Here is a 22,901-nt window from a genome sequence, read left to right on the forward strand (position 1 = left end):
GCGGGCCCTCGAAGGGCCGGGGCTCCGTCGTGTCCGGCGGCCTCCGGGTGCCGCGGCACCCGCACGTCGCGCGCGCTCCTGCCGGTCTCTGCGGGCCTGCGGTCAGGCACGGTCCGCCTGCAACGCGACGGGCCCGCCGGAACACGAGGTTCCGACGGGCCCGACCGCGTCGTGCGGACCGCGGGTCAGCGGGTGAGCGCCCGCGACAGCAGGTCGGCCTGCTCGGAGGCGTGCCGCTTGGCCGAGCCGGCCGCGGGGGAGGCCGCGGACGGCCGCGAGACCACGCGCATGGACCGGCCCAGCTTCGGAGCGACCTCGAGGGCCATGAACGGCCAGGCGCCCTGGTTCTCGGGCTCGTCCTGCACCCAGACGAGCTCCGCGTCCGGGTACCGCTCGGCGATGCCGCGCAGCTCCTCGATCGGCGCCGGGTAGTACTGCTCGACCCGGACCAGCGCGATGCCGTCGTCGGGCTTCTTCTCGAGCTCCGCCTTGAGGTCGTAGTGGACCTTGCCGGCGTGGAGCAGGACGCGCTTCACGGCGGAGGCGTCCTGGATCCGCGCGTCGTCGATCACCGGCTGGAAGCGGCCCGAGGTGAAGTCCTCGACCGGGCTCGAGGCTCCGCGCAGGCGCAGCATCGCCTTCGGGGTGAAGACGATCAGCGGGCGGCGGGGCCGGGAGTAGGCCTGGCGGCGCAGCAGGTGGAAGTAGGACGCCGGCGTCGACGGGCGCGCGACGGTCATGTTCCGCTCCGCGCACATCTGCAGGTAGCGCTCGATCCGGGCCGACGAGTGGTCGGGGCCCTGGCCCTCGTAGCCGTGCGGAAGCAGGAGCACGAGCGACGAGCGCTGGCCCCACTTCTGCTCGGCCGAGGAGATGAACTCGTCGATCACGATCTGGGCGCCGTTCGCGAAGTCGCCGAACTGCGCCTCCCACAGCACGAGCGAGTCGGGCCGCTCCACCGAGTAGCCGTACTCGAACGCCATCGCCGCGTACTCCGAGAGCAGCGAGTCGTAGATCCAGAGCCGGGCCTGCTGGTCGGACAGGTTCATCAGCGGCAGCCACTCCTGGCCGTTCTCGCGGTCGTGGAGGACAGCGTGGCGCTGGACGAAGGTCCCGCGGCGCGTGTCCTGGCCGACGAGGCGCACCGGGGTGTCCTCGAGCAGCAGCGAGCCGAGCGCGAGCAGCTCGCCGAAGGCCCAGTCGATGGAGCCGGAGCGGCTCATCTCCTGGCGCTTCGCCAGCAGCTGCTGGAGCTTGGGGTGCACGGTGAAGCCCTCAGGGGGCGTCGTGAACGCGTCGCCGATGCGGGTGACGACCTCGGTCTTCACGCCGGTGACCTCGGGCTCGCCCGGGTAGTCCTCGCCCTGCTGCGCGTCGGGCAGCTCGAGGTCGGCCACGGAGTCGCCGTCGGCGGTGATCACGGGGATCGCGCCGGTCTGCGCGGCGTGGGTCTCGGCGAACGCGCGCTCCAGGCGGTCCTGGAAGTCCTGGTGGGCGCGGTCGTACTCCTCCTCGGTGATGTCGCCGCGGCCGACGAGCGCCTCGGTGTACAGCTTGCGGACCGAGCGCTTGGCCTCGATCAGGCTGTACATCAGCGGCTGGGTCATCGAGGGGTCGTCGCCCTCGTTGTGCCCGCGCCGGCGGTAGCAGATCAGGTCGATGACCACGTCGCGGTGGAACCGCTGGCGGTACTCGAACGCGAGCTGCCCGACGTGGACGACCGCCTCGGGGTCGTCGCCGTTCACGTGGAAGATCGGCGCCTGGATCGTCTTCGCGCCGTCGGTCGAGTAGATCGAGGTGCGGGCCTCGTGAGGGGGAGTCGTGAACCCGACCTGGTTGTTGATGTTGATGTGGATCGTGCCGCCGGTGCGGTACGCGCGCAGCTGCGACATCTGCAGGGTCTCGACCACCACGCCCTGGCCCGCCATCGCGGCGTCGCCGTGGACGAGGATCGGCAGCGTGGTGAAGGTGCCGATGGGCTTGCGGTCCTGCTTGGCGCGGACGATGCCCTCGAGCACGCCGTTCACGGCCTCGAGGTGCGAGGGGTTCGCCGCCAGGTAGACCGGGATCTCCTCGCCCGCCGCGCCGCGGAAGGTGCCCTCGGTGCCGAGGTGGTACTTCACGTCTCCGGAGCCCTGGACCGTGCGCGGGTCCTGGGTGCCCTCGAACTCGCGGAAGATCTGGCCGTAGGTCTTGCCGGCGATGTTGGTCAGCACGTTCAGGCGGCCGCGGTGGGCCATGCCGATCGCGACCTCGTCGAGGTGCTCGTCGGCCGCGCCCTGCAGGACGGCGTCGAGCAGCGCGATGAGCGACTCCCCGCCCTCGAGCGAGAAGCGCTTCTGGCCCACGTACTTGGTCTGCAGGAAGGTCTCGAAGGCCTCGGCCTCGTTGAGCTTGCCCAGGATGCGCAGCTGCTCGTCGTGGCCCGGCTTCTCGTAGCCGCGCTCGAGCTTCTGCTGCATCCAGGCGCGCTGCTCCGGGTCCTGGATGTGCATGTACTCGACGCCGACGGTGCGGCAGTACGAGTCGCGAAGGATCCCGAGGATGTCGCGCAGCTTGAGCTGGCGCTTGCCGCCGAAGCCGTCCGTGACGAACTCGCGATCGAGATCCCAGAAGGTGAGGCCGTGGCTCTCGATGGCGAGGTCGGGGTGCGAGCGCTGCACGTACTCCAGCGGGTCGACGTCGGCCATCAGATGCCCGCGGACGCGGAACGAGTTGATGAGCTCCTGCACGCGGGCGGTCTTGGAGACGCGCTCGGCGAGGTCGACGGCGATGTCCGTGGACCAGTGGATCGGGTCGTAGGGGATGCGCAGCGCGGCGAAGATGTCCTCGTAGAAGCCGCGGCCGCCGAGCAGGAGCTCGTGCACGATCTTGAGGAACTCGCCCGAGCCGGCGCCCTGGATGACGCGGTGGTCGTAGGTCGAGGTCAGGGTGATGGTCTTGCCGATGCCCAGCTCGACCAGCGTCTTCTCGGACGCGCCCTGGAACTCCGCCGGGTACTCGAGGGCGCCGGCTCCGATGATGCAGCCCTGGCCCTTCATCAGGCGGGGGACGGAGTGGACCGTGCCGATGCCGCCGGGGTTCGTCAGCGAGAGCGTGGTGCCCGCGAAGTCGCCGGCGACGAGCTTGTTGCCGCGCGCGCGCTTGACCAGGTCCTCGTAGGCCGAGAGGTAGGCCGTGAAGCTCAGCGTGTCGGCGCGCTTGATGCTCGGCACGAGCAGGGCGCGCGTGCCGTCGGGCTTCGGCATGTCGATCGCGATGCCGAGGTTGACGTGCGCCGGGGCGACGACCGCGGGCTTGCCGTCGACCTCGTCGTAGAACACGTTCTGGCTCGGGAAGTCCTTGAGCGCGCGGATGAGCGCCCAGCCGATCAGGTGCGTGAACGAGACCTTGCCGCCGCGGGTGCGGCGCAGGTGGTTGTTGATGACGATGCGGTTGTCGATCATCAGCTTCGCCGGGATCGTGCGGACGCTCGTCGCGGTGGGGATGCTGAGGCTGGCGTCCATGTTGGTCGCGAGGCTCTTCGCCATGCCGCGGAGCGGGGTGACGACGTCCTCGTCCGGCGTCGAGTCCTCGGCGGAGGGCTTGCTCACCGGAGCGTCGGCCGGGATCGGCTGCGCCTTCGGCTGCTTCGACGTGGTGCGGGAGGCGGGGGTCGACTCGGAGGAGGAGGCCGCGGCGGGATGGGTCACGGCGCCTCCGCCGCTCGACGAGACGCGCTCGGCGGCAGCGGCGGGCTTCGAGGCGGCGGGCGCGGGGGCCGCGGCGGGAGCCGGAGCCGGAGCGTCCTTGCCGGAGTTCGCGAGCTGGGCGCCGTAGCGCTCCAGGATGGGCCACCAGGACTCGTCCACCGAGGCGCGGTCGGCGCTGTACTGCTCGTACAGCTCCTCCACGAGCCATTCGTTGGCTCCGAAGTCCTCCGCGCCCTGCTCTGTTCCTGCTCCGGTCAACTGGCTCGACACAGCCGATCGCCCACTCTCTCCGTTGATTCGTCCTCGATCATCCGGACGGGCCCGTCGCATCCCTCGGCGCCTGCCACCGCGGCGGAGGAGGTCGTCCTCGCACCAGCGGGAACCGGTGCCGTCGCCTGGTCCCGTCCCGGTCGCCAAGCCTAGCCCCGTTCCCTGCACGGCCGACCCGGGGCCGCGCCGGAGTAGCGTTTCCCCCATGCGTTTCTCCGGCGGAACACCCTCAGGCGACCTCACCTACTCGGACGTCTTCCTCGTCCCCGGCCGCTCGTCGGTGACGAGCCGCCTCGACGTCTCGCTCGCCCCGGGCGACGGCACCGGGGCGACGATCCCCGTCGTCTCCTCCAACATGAACTCGGTCACCGGTCAGCGCCTCGCAGCGACGCTCGCGCGCCGGGGCGGGCTCGGCGTCCTCCCGCAGGACATGCCCCTGCAGGCGCTGGACGCCGCGATCCGCTGGGTGAAGCGCCAGCCGGTCGCTTTCTCCGGCGCCCTCACCGCCTCGCCGGCGACGACCGTGGAGGAGGCGCTGCGCATCCTGCCGGCCGTCGCCGGCCACGGCTTCGTGGTGCAGGAGGAGGGCGGCGCGATCCTCGGCTGCGTCCCGGCCGCGCGCCTGGCGACCGCGCTGCCGGACGCGCGCCTGGGCGACCTGGTGCACTCCGCCACCCCCTCGATCGACGCCGACGACGTGCCCACCGCGCGGGCCGCCTTCGACCTCATGGTGGCCGCCGACCTCGACTTCGCCCCGGTGCTGCACCACGGCGCCCTGGTCGGCACGCTGTCGCGCACCGGCGCCCTCCGCTCCACCGTCTACGACCCGGCGCTCGACGCGGACGGGCGTCTGCGCGTCGCGGCGGCGATCGGCATCAACGGCGACGTCGAGGCGAAGGCGCGCGCGCTCGTCTCCGCGGGCGTCGACGTCCTCGTCCTCGACACCGCGCACGGCCACCAGGAGGGGATGCTCCGGGCGCTCCGGACGGTCTCCGCGCTCGATCTCGGAGTGCCGATCGCGGCGGGCAACGTCGTCACGGCCGACGCGGTGCACGACCTCGTCGACGCGGGAGCGGACATCCTCAAGGTCGGCGTCGGCCCCGGCGCGATGTGCACCACCCGGATGATGACCGCGGTCGGCCGCCCGCAGTTCTCGGCCGTCCTCGAGACCGCCGAGCGCGCGCACGAGCTGGGCGCCCACGTCTGGGCGGACGGCGGGGTGCGCTACCCGCGCGACGTCGCCCTCGCGCTGGCCGCGGGCGCCGCCTCCGTGATGATCGGCTCCTGGTTCGCCGGCACGATCGAGGCGCCAGGGGAGCTGCGCAGCGACGCGGCCGGCCGGGTCTACAAGGAGAGCTGGGGCATGGCCTCGGCCAAGGCGGTGCAGGAGCGCTTCGACCGCCTCGACGCGTACGAGCTCGCCCGCAAGCGCCTCTTCGCCGAGGGCATCTCCTCCTCCACCATCTACCTCGATCCGCTGCGGCCCTCGGTCGAGGACCTGCTCGACATGATCACGTCGGGGGTCCGCTCGTCCTTCACCTACGCCGGAGCCCGGAGCGTGGCCGACTTCCACGAGCGGGCGCACGTGGGCCTGCAGTCGGCCGCGGGCTACGAGGAGGGCAAGGCGCTGCCGGTCAGCTGGTGAGCGGGCGCCGCGTGCTAGAACCGAGCCCATGACCATCGTCGACAACGCCGTGTACGTCGGCGGCCGCCGCATCCGGAACCCCGACTCGCTCGAGGACACCTTCGAGCTGATGCGCGACGAGCACGGCATGGCCTGGATCGGCCTCTACCGCCCGACGCGCGAGGAGGTCGAGGCGGTCGCCGAGGAGTTCGGGCTGCACCCGCTCGCCGTCGAGGACGCGCTGAGCGGGCACCAGCGGGCCAAGCTCGAGCGCTACGACGACGGGCTCTTCGTCGTGCTGCGGCCGGCGCGCTACGCGGACGCCGCCGAGACGGTCGTCTTCGGCGAGCTGCACGTCTTCGTCGGCCCCGACTTCGTGGTCACCATCCGGCACGCCGATTCCCCGGACCTCGCCCGCGTGCGCCGCCGCCTGGAGGAGGATCCGGCCCTCCTCGCCCGCGGGCCCGAAGCGGTGCTCTACGCGATCCTCGACCAGGTCGTCGACGAGTACGCGCCGGTGGTGTTCGGCGTCCAGGGCGACGTGGACGAGATCGAGGACCAGCTCTTCGGCGACGACTCGGACGACGGGCTCTCGGAGCGCATCTACCGGCTCTCGCGCGAGGTCATCCACTTCCAGCGCTCGGTGCAGCCGCTGACCGCCCTGCTGCACGAGCTGCTGCAGGAGTCGACGCCCGTGGAGGGGGAGCCCTCGCCCTCGCCGGAGCGGATCGAGCTGCGCCGGTCACTCCGCGACGTGCTCGACCACACCATCCGCGTGACGGAGGCGGTCGACTCCCTGCGCGCGATCCTCGACAAGGCGCTCACGGTGCACTCGACGCTCGTCTCGCGCCGGCAGACCGAGACCGGGCTCGCCCAGAACGACGTGGTCCGCAAGATCTCCTCGTGGGCGGCGATCCTCTTCGCCCCGACGCTCGTGGCCGGCATCTACGGGATGAACTTCGACGACATGCCGGAGCTGCACTGGCGCCTCGGCTACCCCTGGGCGCTGGGCCTGATGGTGCTGTTCGGCTTCGCGCTCTACGCGGTGTTCAAGCGGAAGAAGTGGCTCTGAGCCGCGGCATCGGAGCACGCCCGGCGGCGCTCCGCGGCGGGTAGACTCGGCGCCACAATGGACGACCCTCCCTCTGCGCATCCGGCCTGTTCCGCTCACTGCAGTGCTCCTCGGACTCCCGCTCGCCGCTCACGGTCCGCCGCTCCGCCGGCCCGCCCCGTCCGGCCCTCCTCGCACCTCCCTCTCGTGACCGGGGGCGACCACCGTGGGAACTGAGTGGCTCCTGCTCGGAGTCGGCCTGCTGCTGACCCTGGGGACCGGCGTCTTCGTCGCCAGCGAGTTCGCGCTGGTGAACCTCGACCGGGCCGATCTCGAAGCCCGTCGCGACCGCGGCGAGACGCGCCTGGGCATGACCATCGCGGCCCTGCGCGTCACCTCCACGCACCTCTCGAGCGCGCAGCTGGGCATCACCCTCACGACGCTGCTCACCGGCTACACGATGGAGCCCGCCCTCTCGACGCTGCTCCAGGAGCCGTTCAGCGGACTCGGCATCCCGGAGGAGGCGCTCGCGCCGGTCATGACGGTGGTCGCCATCGTCATCGCGACCCTGCTGTCGATGATCCTCGGCGAGCTGGTCCCCAAGAACTTCGCCCTCGCCCTGCCGCGGGCGACCGCGAAGCTCGTCGTGCCGCTGCAGACCGCGTTCACGACGGTGTTCCGCCCGGCCGTCGCCCTGCTGAACGGCAGCGCGAACGCCCTGCTGCGCCTGGTCGGCATCGAGCCGAAGGAGGAGCTCTCGGGCGCCCGCAGCGCCGAGGAGCTCTCGAGCCTCGTGCGCCACTCCGCCAGTGCCGGACTGCTCGAGGAGGACACGGCCGACCTGCTCGGGCGCACCCTCCGCTTCTCCGCCCTCACCGCGGGCGACGTGATGACGCCGCGCCTGCGCCTGTCGACGGTCGAGCGCGCGAGCACCGCGCAGGACGTGCTCGACCTCGCCCGAACCACCGGGTTCTCGCGCTTCCCGATCACGGACGACGACATCGACGACATCGTCGGAGTCGTGCACGTCAAGCAGGCCGTCGCCGTGCCCCGCGGCAAGAGGTCCGACGTCCCGGTCACGGCGCTGCGCTCCGAGCCGCTCCGCGTCCCCGAGACCATGAAGCTCGACGTGCTGCTCACCGAGCTGCGCGGACGCGGCTTCCAGCTCGCGGTCGTCGTCGACGAGTACGGCGGGACGGCGGGCGTCGCCACGCTCGAGGACCTGGTCGAGGAGCTGGTCGGCGAGGTCGCCGACGAGCACGACCGCTCCCGGGCCGACGTGGTCAAGCTCCCCGGCTCCACCACCTTCCCCGGCATGCTCCGCCCCGACGAGGTCCTCGACCGCGCCGGCGTGCACATCCCCGAGGAGGGGCCCTACGAGACGGTCGCCGGATTCGTGATGAGCGAGCTCGGCCGCCTCCCCGCCGTCGGCGACCGGGTCGACGTCGAGGGCGGGTCTCTGCGCGTCGAGCGCCTGGACGGCCGCCGCATCGACCGCCTCCGCTTCACGCCCGATCCCGACGCGGATCCCGACGGGATCCCCGACCCGCTCGCCGACGTCGCCCGCGGACACCGCGGACGGAAGGAGTCCGACGATGAGTGACTGGGCCGGAATCGCCTGGCTCGTGGTGCTCCTCGCCGCGAACGCCTTCTTCGTCGGAGCGGAGTTCGCGGTCATCTCCGCGCGCCGCTCCCAGATCGAGCCCCTCGCGGAGAGCGGACGCCGCAGCGCGATCACCGCGCTCGCCGCGATGGAGCACGCCACACTGATGCTCGCGACCACGCAGCTGGGCATCACCGTCTGCTCGCTGCTGATCCTCAACGTGAGCGAGCCGGCGATCCACCACCTGCTCGAGGTGCCGCTGCACGCCGTCGGCATTCCCGACGAGCTCTCCGGCACCGTCGCCTTCGTCATCACGCTGCTGATCGTGTCGTTCCTGCACGTGGTGCTCGGCGAGATGGTCCCCAAGAACATCTCGTTCTCGATGCCCGACCGCGCCGTGCTCCTCCTGGCGCCGCCGCTCGTCGCCATCGCCCGGGTCCTCCGCCCGATCATCGTCGCCCTCAACGCGGTCTCGAACGGAGTGCTCCGCCTCTTCAAGGTGGAGCCCAAGGACGAGGCGAACAGCACCTTCACGCTCGAGGAGGTGCAGACGATCGTCGACCAGTCCACCCGCGAGGGCACGCTCCGCGACTCGACCGGGACCCTCCTCGCCGCGTTCGAGTTCACCGAGAAGAAGGTCCACGACGTCGCCCTGCCCCTCGACGGGATCGTCAGCCTCCCCAGCGGAGCGACCCCCGCCGACGTCGAGCGCGCCGTCGCCAAGCACGGCTTCTCGCGCTACGTGATCCTCGGCGAGGACGGCACCCCCGAGGGCTACATCCACCTCAAGGACGTCCTCGACCTCGACGGCGACACGGAGGGCGCCAAGTTCCGCCTCCCCGTCCCCGCCAAGCGCATCCGCCAGCTCGCCTCGATCTTCGAGGCCACCGACCTCGAGGACGCCCTCGCGATCATGCGGCGCACCGGCGCCCACCTCGCCCGCGCGTTCGACGAGCAGGGCCGCGCCACCGGAGTGCTGTTCCTCGAGGACATCATCGAGGAGCTCGTCGGCGAAGTCGACGACGCCACCCGCCGCTAGGCGCGGGCCGCGGAGGGGCCGTCTGCGGCGTTGTCGTCGGGCGCGATACCGCCGGTATCGCTTCCTCCTCCGCCTTGCATCCGACCCCTCCTCGGCCCGCGCCCGCGGGTGCTGGAGGGGGCGTTGTCGTCGGGCGCGATACCGCCGGTATCGCTTCCTCCTCCGCCTTGCATCCGACCCCTCCTCGGCCCGCGCCCACGGGTGCTGGAGGGGGCGTTCGCGGCGTTGTCGTCGGGCGCGGTACCGCCGGTACCGCTTCCTCCTCCGCCCAGCGACTGCCCCCTCCAGCACACGCGCCCCCCTGGAGAAAGGGGAGAGGGGTGCGGCTGCGCCGGCACCAGTGCGCCGCGCCGGCATCAGTGCGGCTGCGCCGGCACCGGGCGGCTCCGTCGCAGGGCGACGTAGGGTGGCGGGATGGGTGAGCGGGTCGGGACGGCGGAGGCGGCGCGGAGCATCAGGGTGCCGCGGGAGGACGACGACAAGTACACGCGCGGGGTGCTGGGGATCGCGACCGGGTCGGAGCGGTACCCGGGAGCGGCGGTGCTCGGCGTCGAGGCGGCGGTGCGGACGGGAGTCGGCATGGTCCGGTACCTCGGACCGGAGCGGCCCGCGGGACTGGTGCTCGCCCGGCGGCCGGAGGTCGTGACCGCGGTGGGGCGCGTGCAGGCCTGGCTCGTCGGCTCCGGCACCAGCGCCGAGGACCGCAGCGACGAGGAGCGGCGCACCCTGATCGAGCAGCTGCACTCGGGAGTCCCGGTGGTGCTCGACGCGGGCGCGCTCGACCTGATCGACGAGGCCGCAGGCCCGGTCGTCATCACGCCGCACTACCGCGAGCTCGCCGGAGTGCTCGGCCGAGCGGGTCTGGACGCGGACGCCGCGACGATCGCCGAGGCCCCGGGGGAGTGGGCGCGCCGGGCGGCGGACGGCCTCGGAGTCTGCGTGCTCCTCAAGGGCGGCACCACCCACGTCGTCGCGGGCGGCGTCGAGCTCGAGGTCTCCGGATCCACGCCCTGGCTGGCGACCGCGGGCAGCGGCGACGTCCTCGGCGGCGTGCTCGGCGCACTCCTCGCCGGTCGGGCCGCGGACGCCGAGGCGGCCGGGGCGACTCTGACCGCGGAGGACCTCGCCCCCGTGGCCGCCGCGGCCGCCGTCCTGCACGCGGAGGCCGGACGGAGCGCCTCCGCCGGCGGCCCGATCGCCGCGCTCGACATCGCGGAGCACCTGCCCGGAGTGGTCGCCGCACTCCTGCGCTGACACGCCCGTTGGACGAGCGCTGAACCGAACCGGGACCGCCGCCGTTGTCCTGGAGGAAGCGACGCCCGCGGCCCGGCTCACCGGCTCCGCACCGCCGCCTCATCGGGTGCTCGAAGCGAGCACCTCTACCGTCGGATCCGCCGCGTCCGCCTTGACCAGGAGAACAGACATGACCGCGAAGACCACGACTCCCGCCCGCTACGCCCTGACCCTCCTCGCCGGCGCCGGCACCCTCGCCGCGCTCGCCGCCTGCTCCAGCACCACCACGACCGGGAGCGACGCCGCCGACGCGGCGACCACCACCGCTCCGAGCACCGCCACCAGCTCCGCCCCCGAGGCGACCGGCGCCGCGTCCTCCGCCGCGAGCGGCAGCAGCTACGCCGACGGCACCTACGAGGCCGAGGGCGCCTACACCTCGCCCGGAGGGAACGAGAAGGTGGGCGTCTCGCTGACCCTCGCCGACGGCGTCGTCACCGACGTGACCGTGACCCCGGAGTCGGAGAACCCCACCGGCCAGCAGTACCAGTCGCGCTTCGCGGGCGGCATCGCGGGCGAGGTCGTCGGCAAGCAGCTCGACGAGCTGAAGGTCTCCAAGGTGTCGGGGTCCTCCCTCACCTCCGGCGGCTTCAACGACGCCGTCGAGACCATCAAGGCCGATGCCACGGCCTGACGCCCCGACGGTCCTCGGCCACGCGTGGCGGTTCGACGCGATCGGCACCGGCTGGCAGATCGACACCGCCGAGCCGCTCGAGCCCTCCCACCGCTCGCGGGTCGAGGCGCGCATCGCGGAGTACGACCGCACCTGGTCGCGGTTCCGTGACGACTCCGCCGTCTCGCAGCTGCGGGTCGGAGGCGAGCACGTCTTCCCCGACGAGGCGGCCGACCTCTTCGCACTGTACGACGTGCTCGACGAGCTGACCGGCGGGGCGGTCACCCCCTTCGTCGGCGGCTCTCTCGAGCAGCTCGGCTACGACTCCGCGTACACCCTCGTCCCGCGCGGACCCGCCGTCCCCGCTCCCTCCTGGGCCGCCGCCCGACGCGGGGCGGCGGGACTGCGGGTCGAGCCCGGGACCGTCGTCGACGTCGGCGCCGCGGGCAAGGGCCAGCTCGTCGACCTCGTCCTCGAGGAGCTCGACGGAGTCGGGCCCGCCGTCGTCGACGCGAGCGGCGACCTCCGGGGCATCGGAGCCGGACCCGTCCGGGTCGGCCTCGAGCACCCGTGGGACCCGAGCAGCGCACTGGGAGTGGCGGTGCCCGGCGACCGCGCGCTCTGCGGCTCGGCGAGCAACCGCCGCGCCTGGGGCAGCGGCCTCCACCACGTCCTCGACGGGCGGACCGGAGCTCCGGTCGAGAGCATCGTCGCCGCCTGGGCGGTGGCCGACACGGCCCTCGTCGCCGACGGGCTCGCGACCGCGCTGTTCGTCTGTCCGCCCGAGGCCCTCGCCGAGCGCTTCGACTTCGAGTTCGTCCGCGTCCGCAGCGACGGCACCCTCCACTACTCGCCTTCCTTCCCCGGAGAGGTCTTCCGATGATCGGCACCTTCGACCGCGCCCTCGGCCGCGTCACCACCTACCGGCTGGTCTGGATGACGCTCGCCGCGCTCCTGCTCGTCGCCGTCGGCTACGCCGCAGCCGGCCTGATCTTCTCGACGCCGCTCGAGATCCTCGGCACGACGCTCGTCGCCGTCGCCTCGACGGCCCTGGTCAGCGCGGTCCTCGCGCGGCTGTTCCGCAGCCGCGCGCACCTGGAGTCCTCGCTCGTCACCGGTCTGCTGATCGCCTGCCTGCTCTTCCCGACGGCCGATCCTCGCGGGCTCGCCGTGATCGCGCTCGTCGGCGCGATCGCCGCCGCGTCCAAGTACGTCCTGGCCTGGCGGGGCCGCCACCTCTTCAACCCGGCCGCGGTCGCCGTGCTGATCATCGGCTTCACCGGGCTCAACGCCGGAGCCTGGTGGATCGCCAGTGGCGCGATCTGGCCGTTCGTCGTCGTGGGTTCCCTCCTGATCGTCGCGCGGGTCCGCCGCTGGGCCGTCTTCGCCGTCTTCGTCGTCGTCGCCGGCGGGGTGTCCGTGCAGCAGGCGGTGCAGAACGGCCAGGACCTCGGCGCCGCGGCGGCCCTGGTCCTCACGGCCTACCCCTTCGTCTTCGCCGGCGCCTTCATGCTGACGGAGCCGCTCACGCTCGCGCCGCGCCGCTCGCAGCAGCTGCTCATCGCGGTCGTCGCAGCGCTCGTGGCGAGCGTCCCCTTCCACATCGGCGTCGTCTCCGCCACTCCGGAGCTGGGTCTCGTGGTCGGCAACGCCCTCGCGTTCGCCTTCGCGTTCCGCCAGCGTCGGCGGCACACGCTCGAGCTCGCCTCGACCCGCGTGCTGGCGCCGGGCATCGCGGAGTACCGCTTCCGCTCCCGCTCGCCGCTGGCCTTCGAGCCGGGCCAGTGGCTCGAGCTCGACCTGCCGCACCGCGCCGACAGCCGGGGCAGCCGGCGCACCTTCTCGGTCTCCTCCGCTCCGTCCGACGGCGAGATCGCGATCGCCCTGCGGATGCCGGAGAAGGCGAGCAGCTTCAAGCGCGCCCTCGCCGCGCTGGGGCCCGGCGACTCGCTCCGGGCGACGAGCGTCGGCGGTGACTTCGTCCTGCCGGCCGATCCCACCGTGCCGCTGCTGCTGGTTGCGGGCGGCATCGGGATCACCCCGTTCGCCAGTCAGCTCCGCTCGCTCGCGGACGGTCCGCGGCGCGACGTCGTCGTCGTGGTCGCCGCGCCGAGCCTCGCCGAGGTCGCGTACCGCGACCTGCTGCAGGAGTCGGGGGCCCGGGTCGTGCTCTGCTCGAAGGAGGCGCCGACCGACCTGCCCGCACGGTGGTCGCACGTCACAGGCCGACTGACCGCCGAGCTGCTCGCGGACGCGGTGCCGGACGCCGGCCGCCGCGTGGGCTACGTCTCCGGGTCGCCGTCGTTCGTCGACTCGGTCCGCGGCGCCCTGCGCGGTGCCGGGGCGAAGCGGATCCGCACCGACGCGTTCGCCGGCTACTGAGTTCATCGGGTCGTGACGCCTGCGGGCTGCTGACGCCTGCGGGCTGCTGACACCCGCGGGCTGCTGACGCCCGCCGTCTGCTGACGCCCGGCGGCGACCGACGCCGCCGGGCAACCGATGCCCGGCGGGAGCGGCGCTCTCAGGCGGGCTCAGGTGCTGCCAGGGTCCCGTTCAGCGGCCCCTCTACAATGACGCGGTGCCGTCCTCCCCTCCTCGAGCGTCCTCCCACCCCCTCGCCCGGCTGCGCGAGAACCGCGACTCCGTCGCCGTGCTCTGGGGCGCCTTCGCGCTGGTGCACGTGGTGCTCTCCCTCCTGGCGCTGTTCGCTCCGGGTCTGCCGATGGGCGACGTCAGCATCGTCTACAAGGAGTGGATGAGGACCGCCGTCGAGGGCGGCGGCATCGCCGGGATCGACACGGGCTGGGTCTACCCGATCCTCGCCTGGGGCCCGATCGCCGCCTCCTGGCTCTTCGGCTCGGCGGGCTACGACCTGATGTGGCTCGTCCTCGTCGCGCTCGCCGACGCCGCCGCCTTCGCCCTGCTGCTGCGCGGCCGGTCGGCACCGCGCCTCGCGGCGGCGCGCTGGTGGCTGCTGTTCCTCGTCCTCCTCGGGCCGATCGCGATCGGCCGCATCGACGCCTTCACCGCGCCGCCGGCCATCGCCGGGATGCTCTGGGCGGCGACCCGTCCGGGCGTCGCGGCGCTGCTGCTGACCGTGGCCACCTGGATCAAGGTGTGGCCGGCCGCGATCCTCGCCGCTGCCGTGCTGGTCCTGCGCGGACGGCTGCGGATGATCCTCGTCCCCGCGGTCGCCTCCGTGATCATCGTGCTCGCGGTCGTCCTCGTCGGCGGCGGGGACCAGGTCTTCAGCTTCGTCACCGATCAGACCGATCGGGGCCTCCAGATCGAGGCCGTCGTGAGCACTCCCTGGATGTGGCTGTCGGTCCTCCCGGGATCGGGGAGCTACGTCTACTACGCCGCCGACATCAACACCTTCGAGATGCACGGGCCCGGCACCGAGTTCGCGGCGAGCCTGATGACCCCGCTGCTCGCTCTGGCCATGCTCGGCGTGGCCCTGCTGGGTGCCCGTGCTCTCGCCCGCCGGGCGGACCCCGCCAGGCTGTTCCCGCTGCTCGCGCTGACCTTCGTGGTCGTGTTCATCGACACCAACAAGGTGCTCTCGCCGCAGTACATCGTCTGGCTCGCGCCGCCGGTGATCGCCGGGCTGATCGCGTGCCGCGACGGCGCGTTCGACCGGCCCGCGAAGCTGACCCTCGTCACTGCGGCTCTGACCCAGGTGGTCTACCCGTACCTCTACCTCTTCCTCCTCTGGTCGCACTGGTGGATGGTGCTCGTGCTGACCGTGCGGAACATCCTCCTCGTGGTGCTGCTCGGCTGGCTGCTGCGCGAGCTGTGGAGGATGGGGACGGCGCGGGTCGTCGCACCCGGCGCCACGACTTCCGCGTCGTCGCTGACCGGCGAGACCCGCCTGGCGCCCCAGGGCTCGTAGGCTCGGAGGGCGCGGGGCCGGCACGCGGTGCGCGCAGTCAAGGAGGCTCCCATGCTCGTCGCATTCTCGGTCGCACCGTCCGGGGGCGAGGCGCCCGACGCGTCCGTCCACGACGCCGTCGCCGCCGCCGTCCGCATCGTCCGCGAGAGCGGCCTGCCGTCGCGGACGACCTCGATGTTCACCGAGATCGAGGGGGAGTGGGACGAGGTCTTCGACGTCGTCAAGCGCGCGACGGAGGCCGTCGGAGCGTTCGGGACGCGCGTGTCGCTCGTCCTGAAGGCGGACATCCGCCCCGGCTACTCGGGCGAGATCGACGGCAAGATCGCCCGGCTGAACGACGCGCTGGGGGAGTAGCGGGTCCCCGCCGCGACCTCTCGCGTGCGGGTGTGCTCGAATCGATTCGACATCCGTCCGATCCTGAGTAGCCTTGAGCGGTGACGCTCTCGCCCGCTCGGACCCGCCTCGCCCTGCTCGCCCTCGCGATGGGGGGCTTCGGCATCGGCTCGACCGAGTTCGTCGCGATGGGGCTCCTCCCGCAGCTCGCCGCCGACCTCCTCCCCGGAGTCTGGGCCGCGAGCCAGGAGCAGGCCGTCTCGCAGGCGGGGATGCTGATCTCGGCCTACGCGCTCGGTGTCGTGGTCGGCGCCCCCACCATCGCCGCCGCAGCGGCGCGCTGGCCGCGCAAGAGGCTCCTCCTGACCCTCCTCGTCGCCTTCACCGTCGGGACGATCGGCTCGGCGCTGCTCCCGAGCTTCCCGCTCGTCCTCGCCGCGCGCTTCGTCGCCGCGCTCCCGCACGGCGCCTACTTCGGCATCGCCTCCCTGGTCGCCGCCGACCTGATGGGTCCCGGCAAGCGCGGCAAGGGAGTCGCGTTCGTCCTCTCCGGGCTCACGATCGCGAACGTCGTCGGCGTGCCCGCGATCACCTGGGTCGGGCAGGTGGCCGGCTGGCGCAGCGCCTACCTCGTGGTCGCGGTGCTCTTCGCGCTGACCGTCGTGGCCGTCCAGCTGCTGGTGCCCGCGCAGCCCGGGAATCCGGCGGCGACCGTCCGCAACGAGCTGCGGGCGTTCGGGCGCCTGCAGGTCTGGATGACCCTCCTCGTCGGCGCCATCGGCTTCGGCGGACTCTTCGCGATGTACAGCTACATCTCGCCGCTCGCGACCGAGGTGACGGGCCTGCCGCTCGGCGCGGTCCCGTGGATCCTGGTCGTCATCGGCCTCGGGATGACCGTCGGCAACCTCGTCGGCGGCTGGGCCGCCGACCGCGACGTGCGGCGGGCGCTGGTGGTGTTCTTCGCCGGCGTCGGCGTCTCGCTGATCGGACTCGCGCTGTCGGCCTCGTCGGTCGTCGGCCTGGTGGTGTTCGCGTTCCTCTCGGCGGGCTTCTCGGCGGCCGCGTCGCCCGCGATCCAGACCCGGCTGATGGACGTGGCGCGCGACAGCCAGACGATCGCGGCCGCGCTCAACCACTCCGCCCTGAACATCGGCAACTCGGTGGGTGCCGCGCTCGGCGGCCTGACGATCGCCGCCGGACTGGGCTACCTGTCGCCCATCTGGGTCGGCGTGGGCCTGACCGCGGCCGGAATCGTGCTCGCCTTCGGCAGCATCGCGATCGACCGCGCCCGGGGCACGGTCTACCCGGTCCACCGCGAGCCCGCCCAGCCGGGCACCGGCGGCATCCCGGTCGACGCGCTGTAAGCAGAGCGCGGCCAGGGCCTCTGGAAGACTCTCGGCATGCGCGCCGTGAGCTACTCGTCCTTCTCCGCCCTCCCCGCGATCGTCGAGGTCCCGGAGCCCGTCTGCCCCGTCGACGGCGTCGTCGTCCGCGTCGCGGCGACCGGGGTGTGCCGGAGCGACTGGCACGCGTGGAAGGGGCACGACGACTCGGTCGTCCTGCCGCAGATCCCCGGGCACGAGTTCGCCGGGACGGTGATCGCGACGGGAGCCCAGGTGTCGCTCTTCGCGGTCGGTGACCGGGTCACGGCGCCGTTCGTGTTCGCCTGCGGCGACTGCGAGCAGTGCCGGGAGGGGGCGACGCAGGTGTGCCTCCGCCAGCAGCAGCCGGGATTCACCCTCGACGGGTCGTTCGCCGAGGCGGTGGCCGTGCCGGGTGCGGACCTGAACCTGGTGCGCCTGCCCGACTCCGTCGGCTTCGTCGAGGCGGCCGGTCTCGGCTGCCGCTTCGGGACCGCGTACCACGCCCTGCACGAGCGCGGCCGGGTCGCCCCGGGGGAGTGGGTCGCGGTGCTGGGCTGCGGCGGAGTCGGCCTCTCCGCGGTGATCGTCGCGCTCGCGGCCGGGGCCCGCGTGGTGGCGTCGGACGTCTCCGCCCCGGCGCGGGAGGCCGCGGCCGCGCTCGGGGCGGTGACCGTCCCCGGAGGCGAGGGTGCCGCCGAGGCGATCCGGGCGGCGACCGGAGGAGGGGCGCATCTGGCGGTCGACGCCGTCGGCAGCAGGGTCACCGCGGAGGCGTCGATCGCCGCCCTGCGTCCGCGCGGCCGGCACGTGCAGGTGGGTCTGCTCCTCGGGCCCGACGCCGCACCGGCGATCCCGCTCGGCCGGGTCATCGCCCAGGAGCTGGAGCTGCTGGGCAGCCACGGCATCGCCCGGAGCGGCTACACGGCCCTCCTCGACGACGTCGTCGCCGGCCGTCTGCGCCCCGCCGACTCCGTCGGCCGCACCATCGCCTTCGAGGACCTGCCCGCCGCTCTCGCCGCGATGGACGCCCCCGCCGCGACGCCCGGCATGACGGTCGCCGTCCTGGCCCCCTGACGCGGGCCCGCAGGAGCACTCGCAGTCCCGGTCCGGTGGGTCTCGATGCCCCGCGTCCCGCGGCCTCTCGACCAGCAGCGACCCGTTGTCCGTGCCTGGCGGTTCTCGATAGGCCGCGTCCCGCGGCTACTTGACCGGCACGACTCGGGCACGCCCGCCCTGCTCGATCGCAGGAGCAGGTGGCCGCCGCTCGACGAGGTGGAGCCCGCCGACAGTGATCCGCGTGTCAGCGGATCGATGCCGGGCGACGCGCCCCGCTCTGCGGAACGCACTACGTCGTGAAGTCGACCGCGCCGCGGCGGGCGGGGACCGCCGCGCCTTCGTGGAGCCCGCCGACAGTGATCCGCGTGTCAGCGGATCGATGCCGGGCGACGCACCTCGCTCCGCGGAGCGCGCCGCGTCCTCAAGTCGACCGCGCCGCGGCGGGCGGGGACCGCCGCGCCCTCGTGGAGCCCGCCGACAGCGATGCGCGTGCCAGCGGATCGATGCCGGGCGACGCACCTCGCTCCGCGGAACGCACCACGTCGTGAAGCCGACCGCGCCGTGGTGGGCAGGGACCGCCACGGAAGAGGACTCAGTCCGTCTCGATGAGGATCCCGTCGTGGATGGCGCGCTTGCGGAGCGCCACTTTCGTGCCGACGTCGATGCCGACGACGCGGTACTTCTCGCGGATCCGCTTGAGGTACGACTTCGCCGTCTCCTCCGAGATGCCCAGCTCGAACGCGACCGACTTGACCGGCTCGCCGCCGCCGTAGAGGGCCATCACGCGGCGCTCCTGCGCGCTGAGCTTCGGCGCTCCGTCGGAGTCGCCGGTGGAGAGCGCCATGTCGAGCTCGTGCGAGATGTAGGAGTGGCCGTCCTTGGCCGCGCGGATCGCCTCGACGATCATGTCCGCGTCCTCGGTCTTCACGAGGTAGCCGAGGGCTCCGGAGGCGAGTGCCTCGCGGACCACGGCGGGCTCGGAGTAGGTGCTCATCAGCACGGTCTTCACCCCGGTGGTCTTGAGGGTCGAGAGCTTCACCGAGATCGGGATGTTGTCCTTGAGGTCGAGGTCGAGGAGCACGACGTCGACGGGGAACTCGGGGTGCGTGAGCAGCTCGGGCCAGGAGGCGACCGCGGCCACCAGCTGGATGTCGGAGGCGGCTCCGCGGATCCACTCCGTGAGCGCTCCGAGGAGCATCTTGTGGTCGTCCACGACCGCGAGAGTGATCTTCGCGTCAGCGGTGGGTGTCATCGGTGTCCTTCGGTCGGCGGTCGTCGGCGGTCTCTCGGCGGCTGCTCACCGGTCGGCGGGATTCTCGACCAGGCAGTCGATCTCGATCCGGAGCTCCCCGTCGCGTGAGGTGTCGCGGAAGACGCCGACCTGAGCGATAGCCTCCCACGTCGCAGGATCGACGCCGCGCAAGGGCGCGCCTGAGGAGCGGAGCGTGATCGGCACGAGCAGTCCTCGGGCGGCCGTCCCGGCTCCGGGATCGCGGGGGCTGCCCGACTCGACGTGGAGGACCACGGCGAGCCCGGTCGCGCTGTCGGCGATCAGCCAGATCGCCGAGAGGAGCCCGTCGCGCTGCTGGTGTCCGAGGAGTCCGGCGGTGCCGTCCGGGTCGTCGAGCTCGACGAGCGGCGCGAGCAGCTCGGACTCGAGCACGGCGTGGTGCAGCCAGGTCTCGCGCCGCCCCTCGATGAGGTGGAGGCGGAGCTGGGTGGCGAGCGAGGTCGCGTGCGCGGCGCGCTGGGCGTCGAGGGGCAGGCGGACCGAGCCGTCGCCCACCTCGGCGAGGAGGCGCTCGGCGGCGAGGTCGAGCCGTGCGAGCTCCTCCGAGGCGAGCATCCCGACCGCGTAGCGCGGGCCGAGCGTGGTGCTCTGCACGAGGGCGCGGTCGATCTCGAGCTGAACCATCCGGCGGAATCCGCGCATCATCACGACCACGACGACGGCCGGCGCGATCGTCACCACGAGGGCGCTGATGCGCACCGAGAGCGCGCCCGCGCCGCCCGACTCCATCGAGAGGAACGCGATCACCTCGGCGATCGCGATGAGGGCGCTCACCGCGAGGATCTCGATCCCGCGCCGGTGGACGATCAGCGCGGCGTGCGCGACGGCGCCCGCGACCGCGGCGGTGGGGACGGTGCGGGCCGCGCCGGAGTCGGTCACGGCCACCAGGTCGAGCACGACGGCGGCTCCGAGGGCGACGAGGAAGCAGAGGTAGACCGGGAGCGGCAGGCGGCGTCCGCCGAGGTGGATCGCGAGGACGGTGGACCCGAAGGCCAGGACGACGAGGACCCAGGCGATCGCCGCGGGTGCGAGGTCGCTGTAGCGGGCGGAGGTCGAGAGGAAGATCAGCAGCTCGTAGGCGAGGATCGCGGCGGCGATGCCGTTGAGGCCGCTGCCGAGGTAGTTGGTGCCGAGCCCCTCCTGCTGGCGGCGGACCGAGCGGGCGGACCGGGAGGAGCGGCCGTGCGTCGCGGGCACGCGTCCCAGCAGCGGGGCCCGCGACTCCGGCGCGGGGCTCACTTGGGGACCTCCAGCACCACGGTCGTCCCCGATCCGGGGGCGCTGAACAGTCTGGTGCGGCCGCCGACGTCGCCGAGCCGGGCGATCACCGACTCCTTGAAGCCGAGCTTCGTGTCGGGGACGGTCGCGATGTCGAAGCCCGCGCCCGCGTCCGTGACCATCGCGCGGACGGTCGTCTCGTCCTCGGTGATCGTCACGTCGGCCGAGGCGACGCCGGAGTGGCGGCGCACGTTCTCGAGGCACTCCGCCAGGGCGAGCACGAAGGAGTCGAGGGCCGCGCCGGTGAGCGCCACCTGGCCGGAGCCGTGCCAGATCACGTCGAGCCCCATCCGGCCGAAGCGGTTGCGGACGGTCTCGAGGGTGTTGGCCGCGGGGGCGGAGGTGACGCTGGTCAGCTGGTAGGAGCCGGACGCGCTCGGGGTGGGGGTCCCGCCGAGCCGGAGCTGGCGCAGGAGCTGCGCGTCCTGCGCCGCCTGCTGCCGGAGCGCGTCGACCGACACTCCGCGGCCCGAGTGCGCGAGGAGCGTGAGGGTGGCCAGCACCGTGTCGTGCAGGAGCCGCGCACCCTGCCGGCGCTGCGCCTCCGTCTCGCTGGCGAGGCGCTCCACACGGTGCGCGTTGCCGATGCTGTCGATCCGCCGCACCACCCGAGGGACCGCTGTGCCGATCCAGAGGGCGAATCCGCAGAGCGTGCCCCAGGGCAGCAGGCTCTGGACGACCACGGTGGGGATCATGGTGCCGCTCGAGACGAGCACCGACGGGATCAGGCTCGGGAGGAGCACCGGCAGCAGCAGGAGCAGTCGGCGCGCGGACGTCGTCACGACCACGGCGATGCTCGCGGTCACGGCGTTCGCGGTGTTGACCAGGACGAACCCGGCGAAGTCGGCGCCCGGAGCGAGCCCTAGCGCGAGGCCCCAGCCCAGCAGCAGGCCGCCGACGGCGACGGCGATCACTCGGCTGCGGCGCCCCGTCCGGGCGAGCTCGACGTGGGCGGCCATCATGCCCAGGAGCAGCGCGACGGCGAACGGCACGGCGGCGGGCTGGAGCGTCCCGGGGATGAGGGCCATGCCGAGCGCCCCCGCCTCCGTGAGCAGGCCGATCCCGCAGGCGGAGTGGCGCAGCAGCCGATCGCGCTCGCGGGCGCTGCGGATCATCGGCACGCTCTGGCCCCCTCCGGTCGTGGCGCGGGGCTGGCCCCCGTCTCACGATAGCCACTGGCCGGGCCGGTCGGCGCGGTTCGGGGCGTCGAACCGCGCCGGAGTCGGGCGGGTCAGGCCGTCGCGGGATGCGCCAGCAGCCGGGCGAGGTGCGCGCCGACCGCGTCGTCCTCGATGAGGAACCCGTCGTGGCCGAACGTCGAGGTGATCACCGCGACCTCTCCGCCGTCGAGAGCGCCGGGAGCGTGCGCCGCGATGATCCGCTGGCCCTCGACCGGGAAGAGCCGGTCGCTGTCGATGCCGAGGACGAGGGTCGGGCTGGTGATCCGGGAGAGGGCGGCCGCCTCGCCGCCCCGGCCGCGGCCGACGTCGTGCGAGTTCATCGCCTCGACCAGCGTGATGTAGCTGTTCGCGTCGAAGCGGCGCGTGAACTTGTTGCCGTGGAAGTCGAGGTACGACTCCACGGCGAAGCGGCCGCCGCCGCCGAGCGGGCTGAGCCCCGACTGCCAGCTGCGCTCGAAGCGGTCGTTGAGCTCGGAGGGGCTGCGGTAGTTGAGCAGTGCCATCCGGCGGGCGAGCGCGAGGCCGTGGTACGGGCCCTGGCCGTCGCCCGCGTCGTAGTAGGAGCCGCCCGCGAAGGCCGCGTCGTTGCGGATCGCCTCGAGCTGCACGAAGTTGAGGGCGATCTGGTCGGCCGTGGCCCGCGGGGGAGCGGCCAGAACCGCGAGGCGCGCGACCCGCTCCGCGTGGTCGATCCCCCACTCCAGCGCCTGCATCCCGCCCATCGAGCCGCCGATGACGGTGTGCCAGCGCTCGACGCCGAGCAGGTCGCTGAACTGCACCTGCGCCCGCACCTGGTCGCGGATGCTCGTGTACGGGAACCGTGCGCCCCACTCGTGGCCGTCCGGGGCGAGGGACGCGGGCCCGGTGGAGCCCTGGCACCCGCCGAGCATGTTCGGGGCGACCACGAAGAAGCGGTCGGTGTCGATCACGAGGCCGGGGCCGACGAGTCCCGACCACCAGCCGTCCGTCGCGTGGCCGGGATCGCCGCGGCCGAGCAGGTGGGAGTCGCCGGTCAGCGCGTGCAGGACGAGGACGGCGTTGTCGCGGCGCTCGTTCAGCGCGCCCCAGGTCTCGTAGGCGATGCGGGCGTGGGGGAGGCGGCCGCCCGCCTCGAAGTCGAACGGGCCGAGGTCGACGAAGCGGCGCCCGCCCGGGTGGTCGCCGTCGCGCCAGGCTCCGGTGGCGGGCGGCTTGCCGATGACCGAGAGGAGCTGGCGCTCGGTGACGAACGCCGACGGGACCGTGTCCTCGAGTGTCTGCTGCCAGTCCATAGCGCTGTCCATCGTGTCAGAGCGCCGCGGGGCGGAGCCGTTTGTTACGCCCT

General features: G+C 73.0%; 17 protein-coding genes. 12 read left to right on the forward strand and 5 right to left on the reverse strand.

The window, feature by feature from the left end:
• Nucleotides 1-185 precede the first annotated feature (185 nt).
• Entirely contained in the window at nt 186-3,962 is a 3,777-nt protein-coding gene (locus C5C35_RS02045) for a multifunctional oxoglutarate decarboxylase/oxoglutarate dehydrogenase thiamine pyrophosphate-binding subunit/dihydrolipoyllysine-residue succinyltransferase subunit (protein ID WP_181134106.1), read from the reverse strand.
• A gap of 205 nt (nt 3,963-4,167) precedes the next feature.
• On the opposite strand from C5C35_RS02045, the gene C5C35_RS02050 reads away from it, so the two are divergent.
• The 12 genes from C5C35_RS02050 to C5C35_RS02105 all read left to right on the forward strand — a co-directional run bounded on the left by C5C35_RS02050 (nt 4,168) and on the right by C5C35_RS02105 (nt 17,845).
• Nucleotides 4,168-5,607 (forward strand): GuaB1 family IMP dehydrogenase-related protein, encoded by a 1,440-nt coding sequence (locus C5C35_RS02050; protein WP_104246650.1) that lies wholly within the window; start codon nt 4,168-4,170, stop codon nt 5,605-5,607.
• Between the two features lie 28 nt (nt 5,608-5,635).
• Nucleotides 5,636-6,658 (forward strand): magnesium/cobalt transporter CorA, encoded by a 1,023-nt coding sequence (corA, locus tag C5C35_RS02055; RefSeq protein WP_104262451.1) that lies wholly within the window; start codon nt 5,636-5,638, stop codon nt 6,656-6,658.
• A 205-nt stretch (nt 6,659-6,863) separates the two neighbouring features.
• Nucleotides 6,864-8,240: a hemolysin family protein gene (locus tag C5C35_RS02060; RefSeq protein ID WP_104225499.1), complete on the forward strand. Its 1,377-nt coding sequence runs from the start codon at nt 6,864-6,866 to the stop codon at nt 8,238-8,240.
• Nucleotides 8,233-9,279, forward strand: a complete 1,047-nt coding sequence (locus C5C35_RS02065; protein WP_104224111.1) for a hemolysin family protein — start codon at nt 8,233-8,235, stop codon at nt 9,277-9,279. Before C5C35_RS02060 ends, C5C35_RS02065 begins: the two co-directional genes overlap by 8 nt.
• Nucleotides 9,280-9,693: 414 nt before the next feature.
• Nucleotides 9,694-10,533 carry an ADP/ATP-dependent (S)-NAD(P)H-hydrate dehydratase gene (locus tag C5C35_RS02070; protein ID WP_104262452.1) on the forward strand — a complete coding sequence of 280 codons (840 nt, stop codon included), beginning with the start codon at nt 9,694-9,696 and terminating at the stop codon, nt 10,531-10,533.
• Between the two features lie 169 nt (nt 10,534-10,702).
• Nucleotides 10,703-11,203: an FMN-binding protein gene (locus C5C35_RS02075; protein ID WP_104224453.1), complete on the forward strand. Its 501-nt coding sequence runs from the start codon at nt 10,703-10,705 to the stop codon at nt 11,201-11,203.
• On the forward strand, nt 11,190-12,065 hold the full coding sequence (locus tag C5C35_RS02080) for an FAD:protein FMN transferase (protein WP_104246649.1): 876 nt from the start codon (nt 11,190-11,192) through the stop codon (nt 12,063-12,065). The genes C5C35_RS02075 and C5C35_RS02080 overlap by 14 nt, the downstream gene beginning before the upstream one ends.
• Nucleotides 12,062-13,564: an oxidoreductase gene (locus C5C35_RS02085; RefSeq protein ID WP_104262453.1), complete on the forward strand. Its 1,503-nt coding sequence runs from the start codon at nt 12,062-12,064 to the stop codon at nt 13,562-13,564. Before C5C35_RS02080 ends, C5C35_RS02085 begins: the two co-directional genes overlap by 4 nt.
• Before the next feature lie 196 nt (nt 13,565-13,760).
• Entirely contained in the window at nt 13,761-15,074 is a 1,314-nt protein-coding gene (locus tag C5C35_RS02090) for a glycosyltransferase 87 family protein (RefSeq protein WP_104262454.1), read from the forward strand.
• A gap of 51 nt (nt 15,075-15,125) precedes the next feature.
• On the forward strand, nt 15,126-15,428 hold the full coding sequence (locus tag C5C35_RS02095) for a thiamine-binding protein (protein WP_104224449.1): 303 nt from the start codon (nt 15,126-15,128) through the stop codon (nt 15,426-15,428).
• A gap of 128 nt (nt 15,429-15,556) precedes the next feature.
• A complete protein-coding gene (locus tag C5C35_RS02100) occupies nt 15,557-16,771 on the forward strand; it encodes an MFS transporter (protein ID WP_104246745.1) in 1,215 nt (404 codons plus the stop codon).
• Nucleotides 16,772-16,807: 36 nt separating this feature from the next.
• Nucleotides 16,808-17,845 (forward strand): alcohol dehydrogenase catalytic domain-containing protein, encoded by a 1,038-nt coding sequence (locus tag C5C35_RS02105; protein WP_104262455.1) that lies wholly within the window; start codon nt 16,808-16,810, stop codon nt 17,843-17,845.
• A 574-nt stretch (nt 17,846-18,419) separates the two neighbouring features.
• On the opposite strand, the gene C5C35_RS02110 is transcribed toward C5C35_RS02105, so the two are convergent.
• The 4 genes from C5C35_RS02110 to C5C35_RS02125 all read right to left on the reverse strand — a co-directional run bounded on the left by C5C35_RS02110 (nt 18,420) and on the right by C5C35_RS02125 (nt 22,848).
• Entirely contained in the window at nt 18,420-19,079 is a 660-nt protein-coding gene (locus C5C35_RS02110) for a response regulator (protein ID WP_104224447.1), read from the reverse strand.
• Between the two features lie 45 nt (nt 19,080-19,124).
• The gene (locus tag C5C35_RS02115; protein WP_146084554.1) at nt 19,125-20,315 is read right to left on the reverse strand and encodes a hypothetical protein; all 1,191 of its coding nucleotides are present in this window, start codon (nt 20,313-20,315) and stop codon (nt 19,125-19,127) included.
• A 38-nt stretch (nt 20,316-20,353) separates the two neighbouring features.
• Nucleotides 20,354-21,511, reverse strand: coding sequence for a sensor histidine kinase (locus tag C5C35_RS02120; RefSeq protein WP_104224445.1), 1,158 nt, complete (start codon nt 21,509-21,511; stop codon nt 20,354-20,356).
• Nucleotides 21,512-21,627: 116 nt separating this feature from the next.
• Complete coding sequence (locus tag C5C35_RS02125; protein ID WP_104262457.1) at nt 21,628-22,848, reverse strand: homoserine O-acetyltransferase; 1,221 nt, start codon at nt 22,846-22,848, stop codon at nt 21,628-21,630.
• Nucleotides 22,849-22,901 lie beyond the last annotated feature (53 nt).

It is taken from the genome of Rathayibacter sp. AY1F8 (genome assembly GCF_002932165.1).
In the GTDB taxonomy this organism is placed as follows: domain Bacteria; phylum Actinomycetota; class Actinomycetes; order Actinomycetales; family Microbacteriaceae; genus Rathayibacter.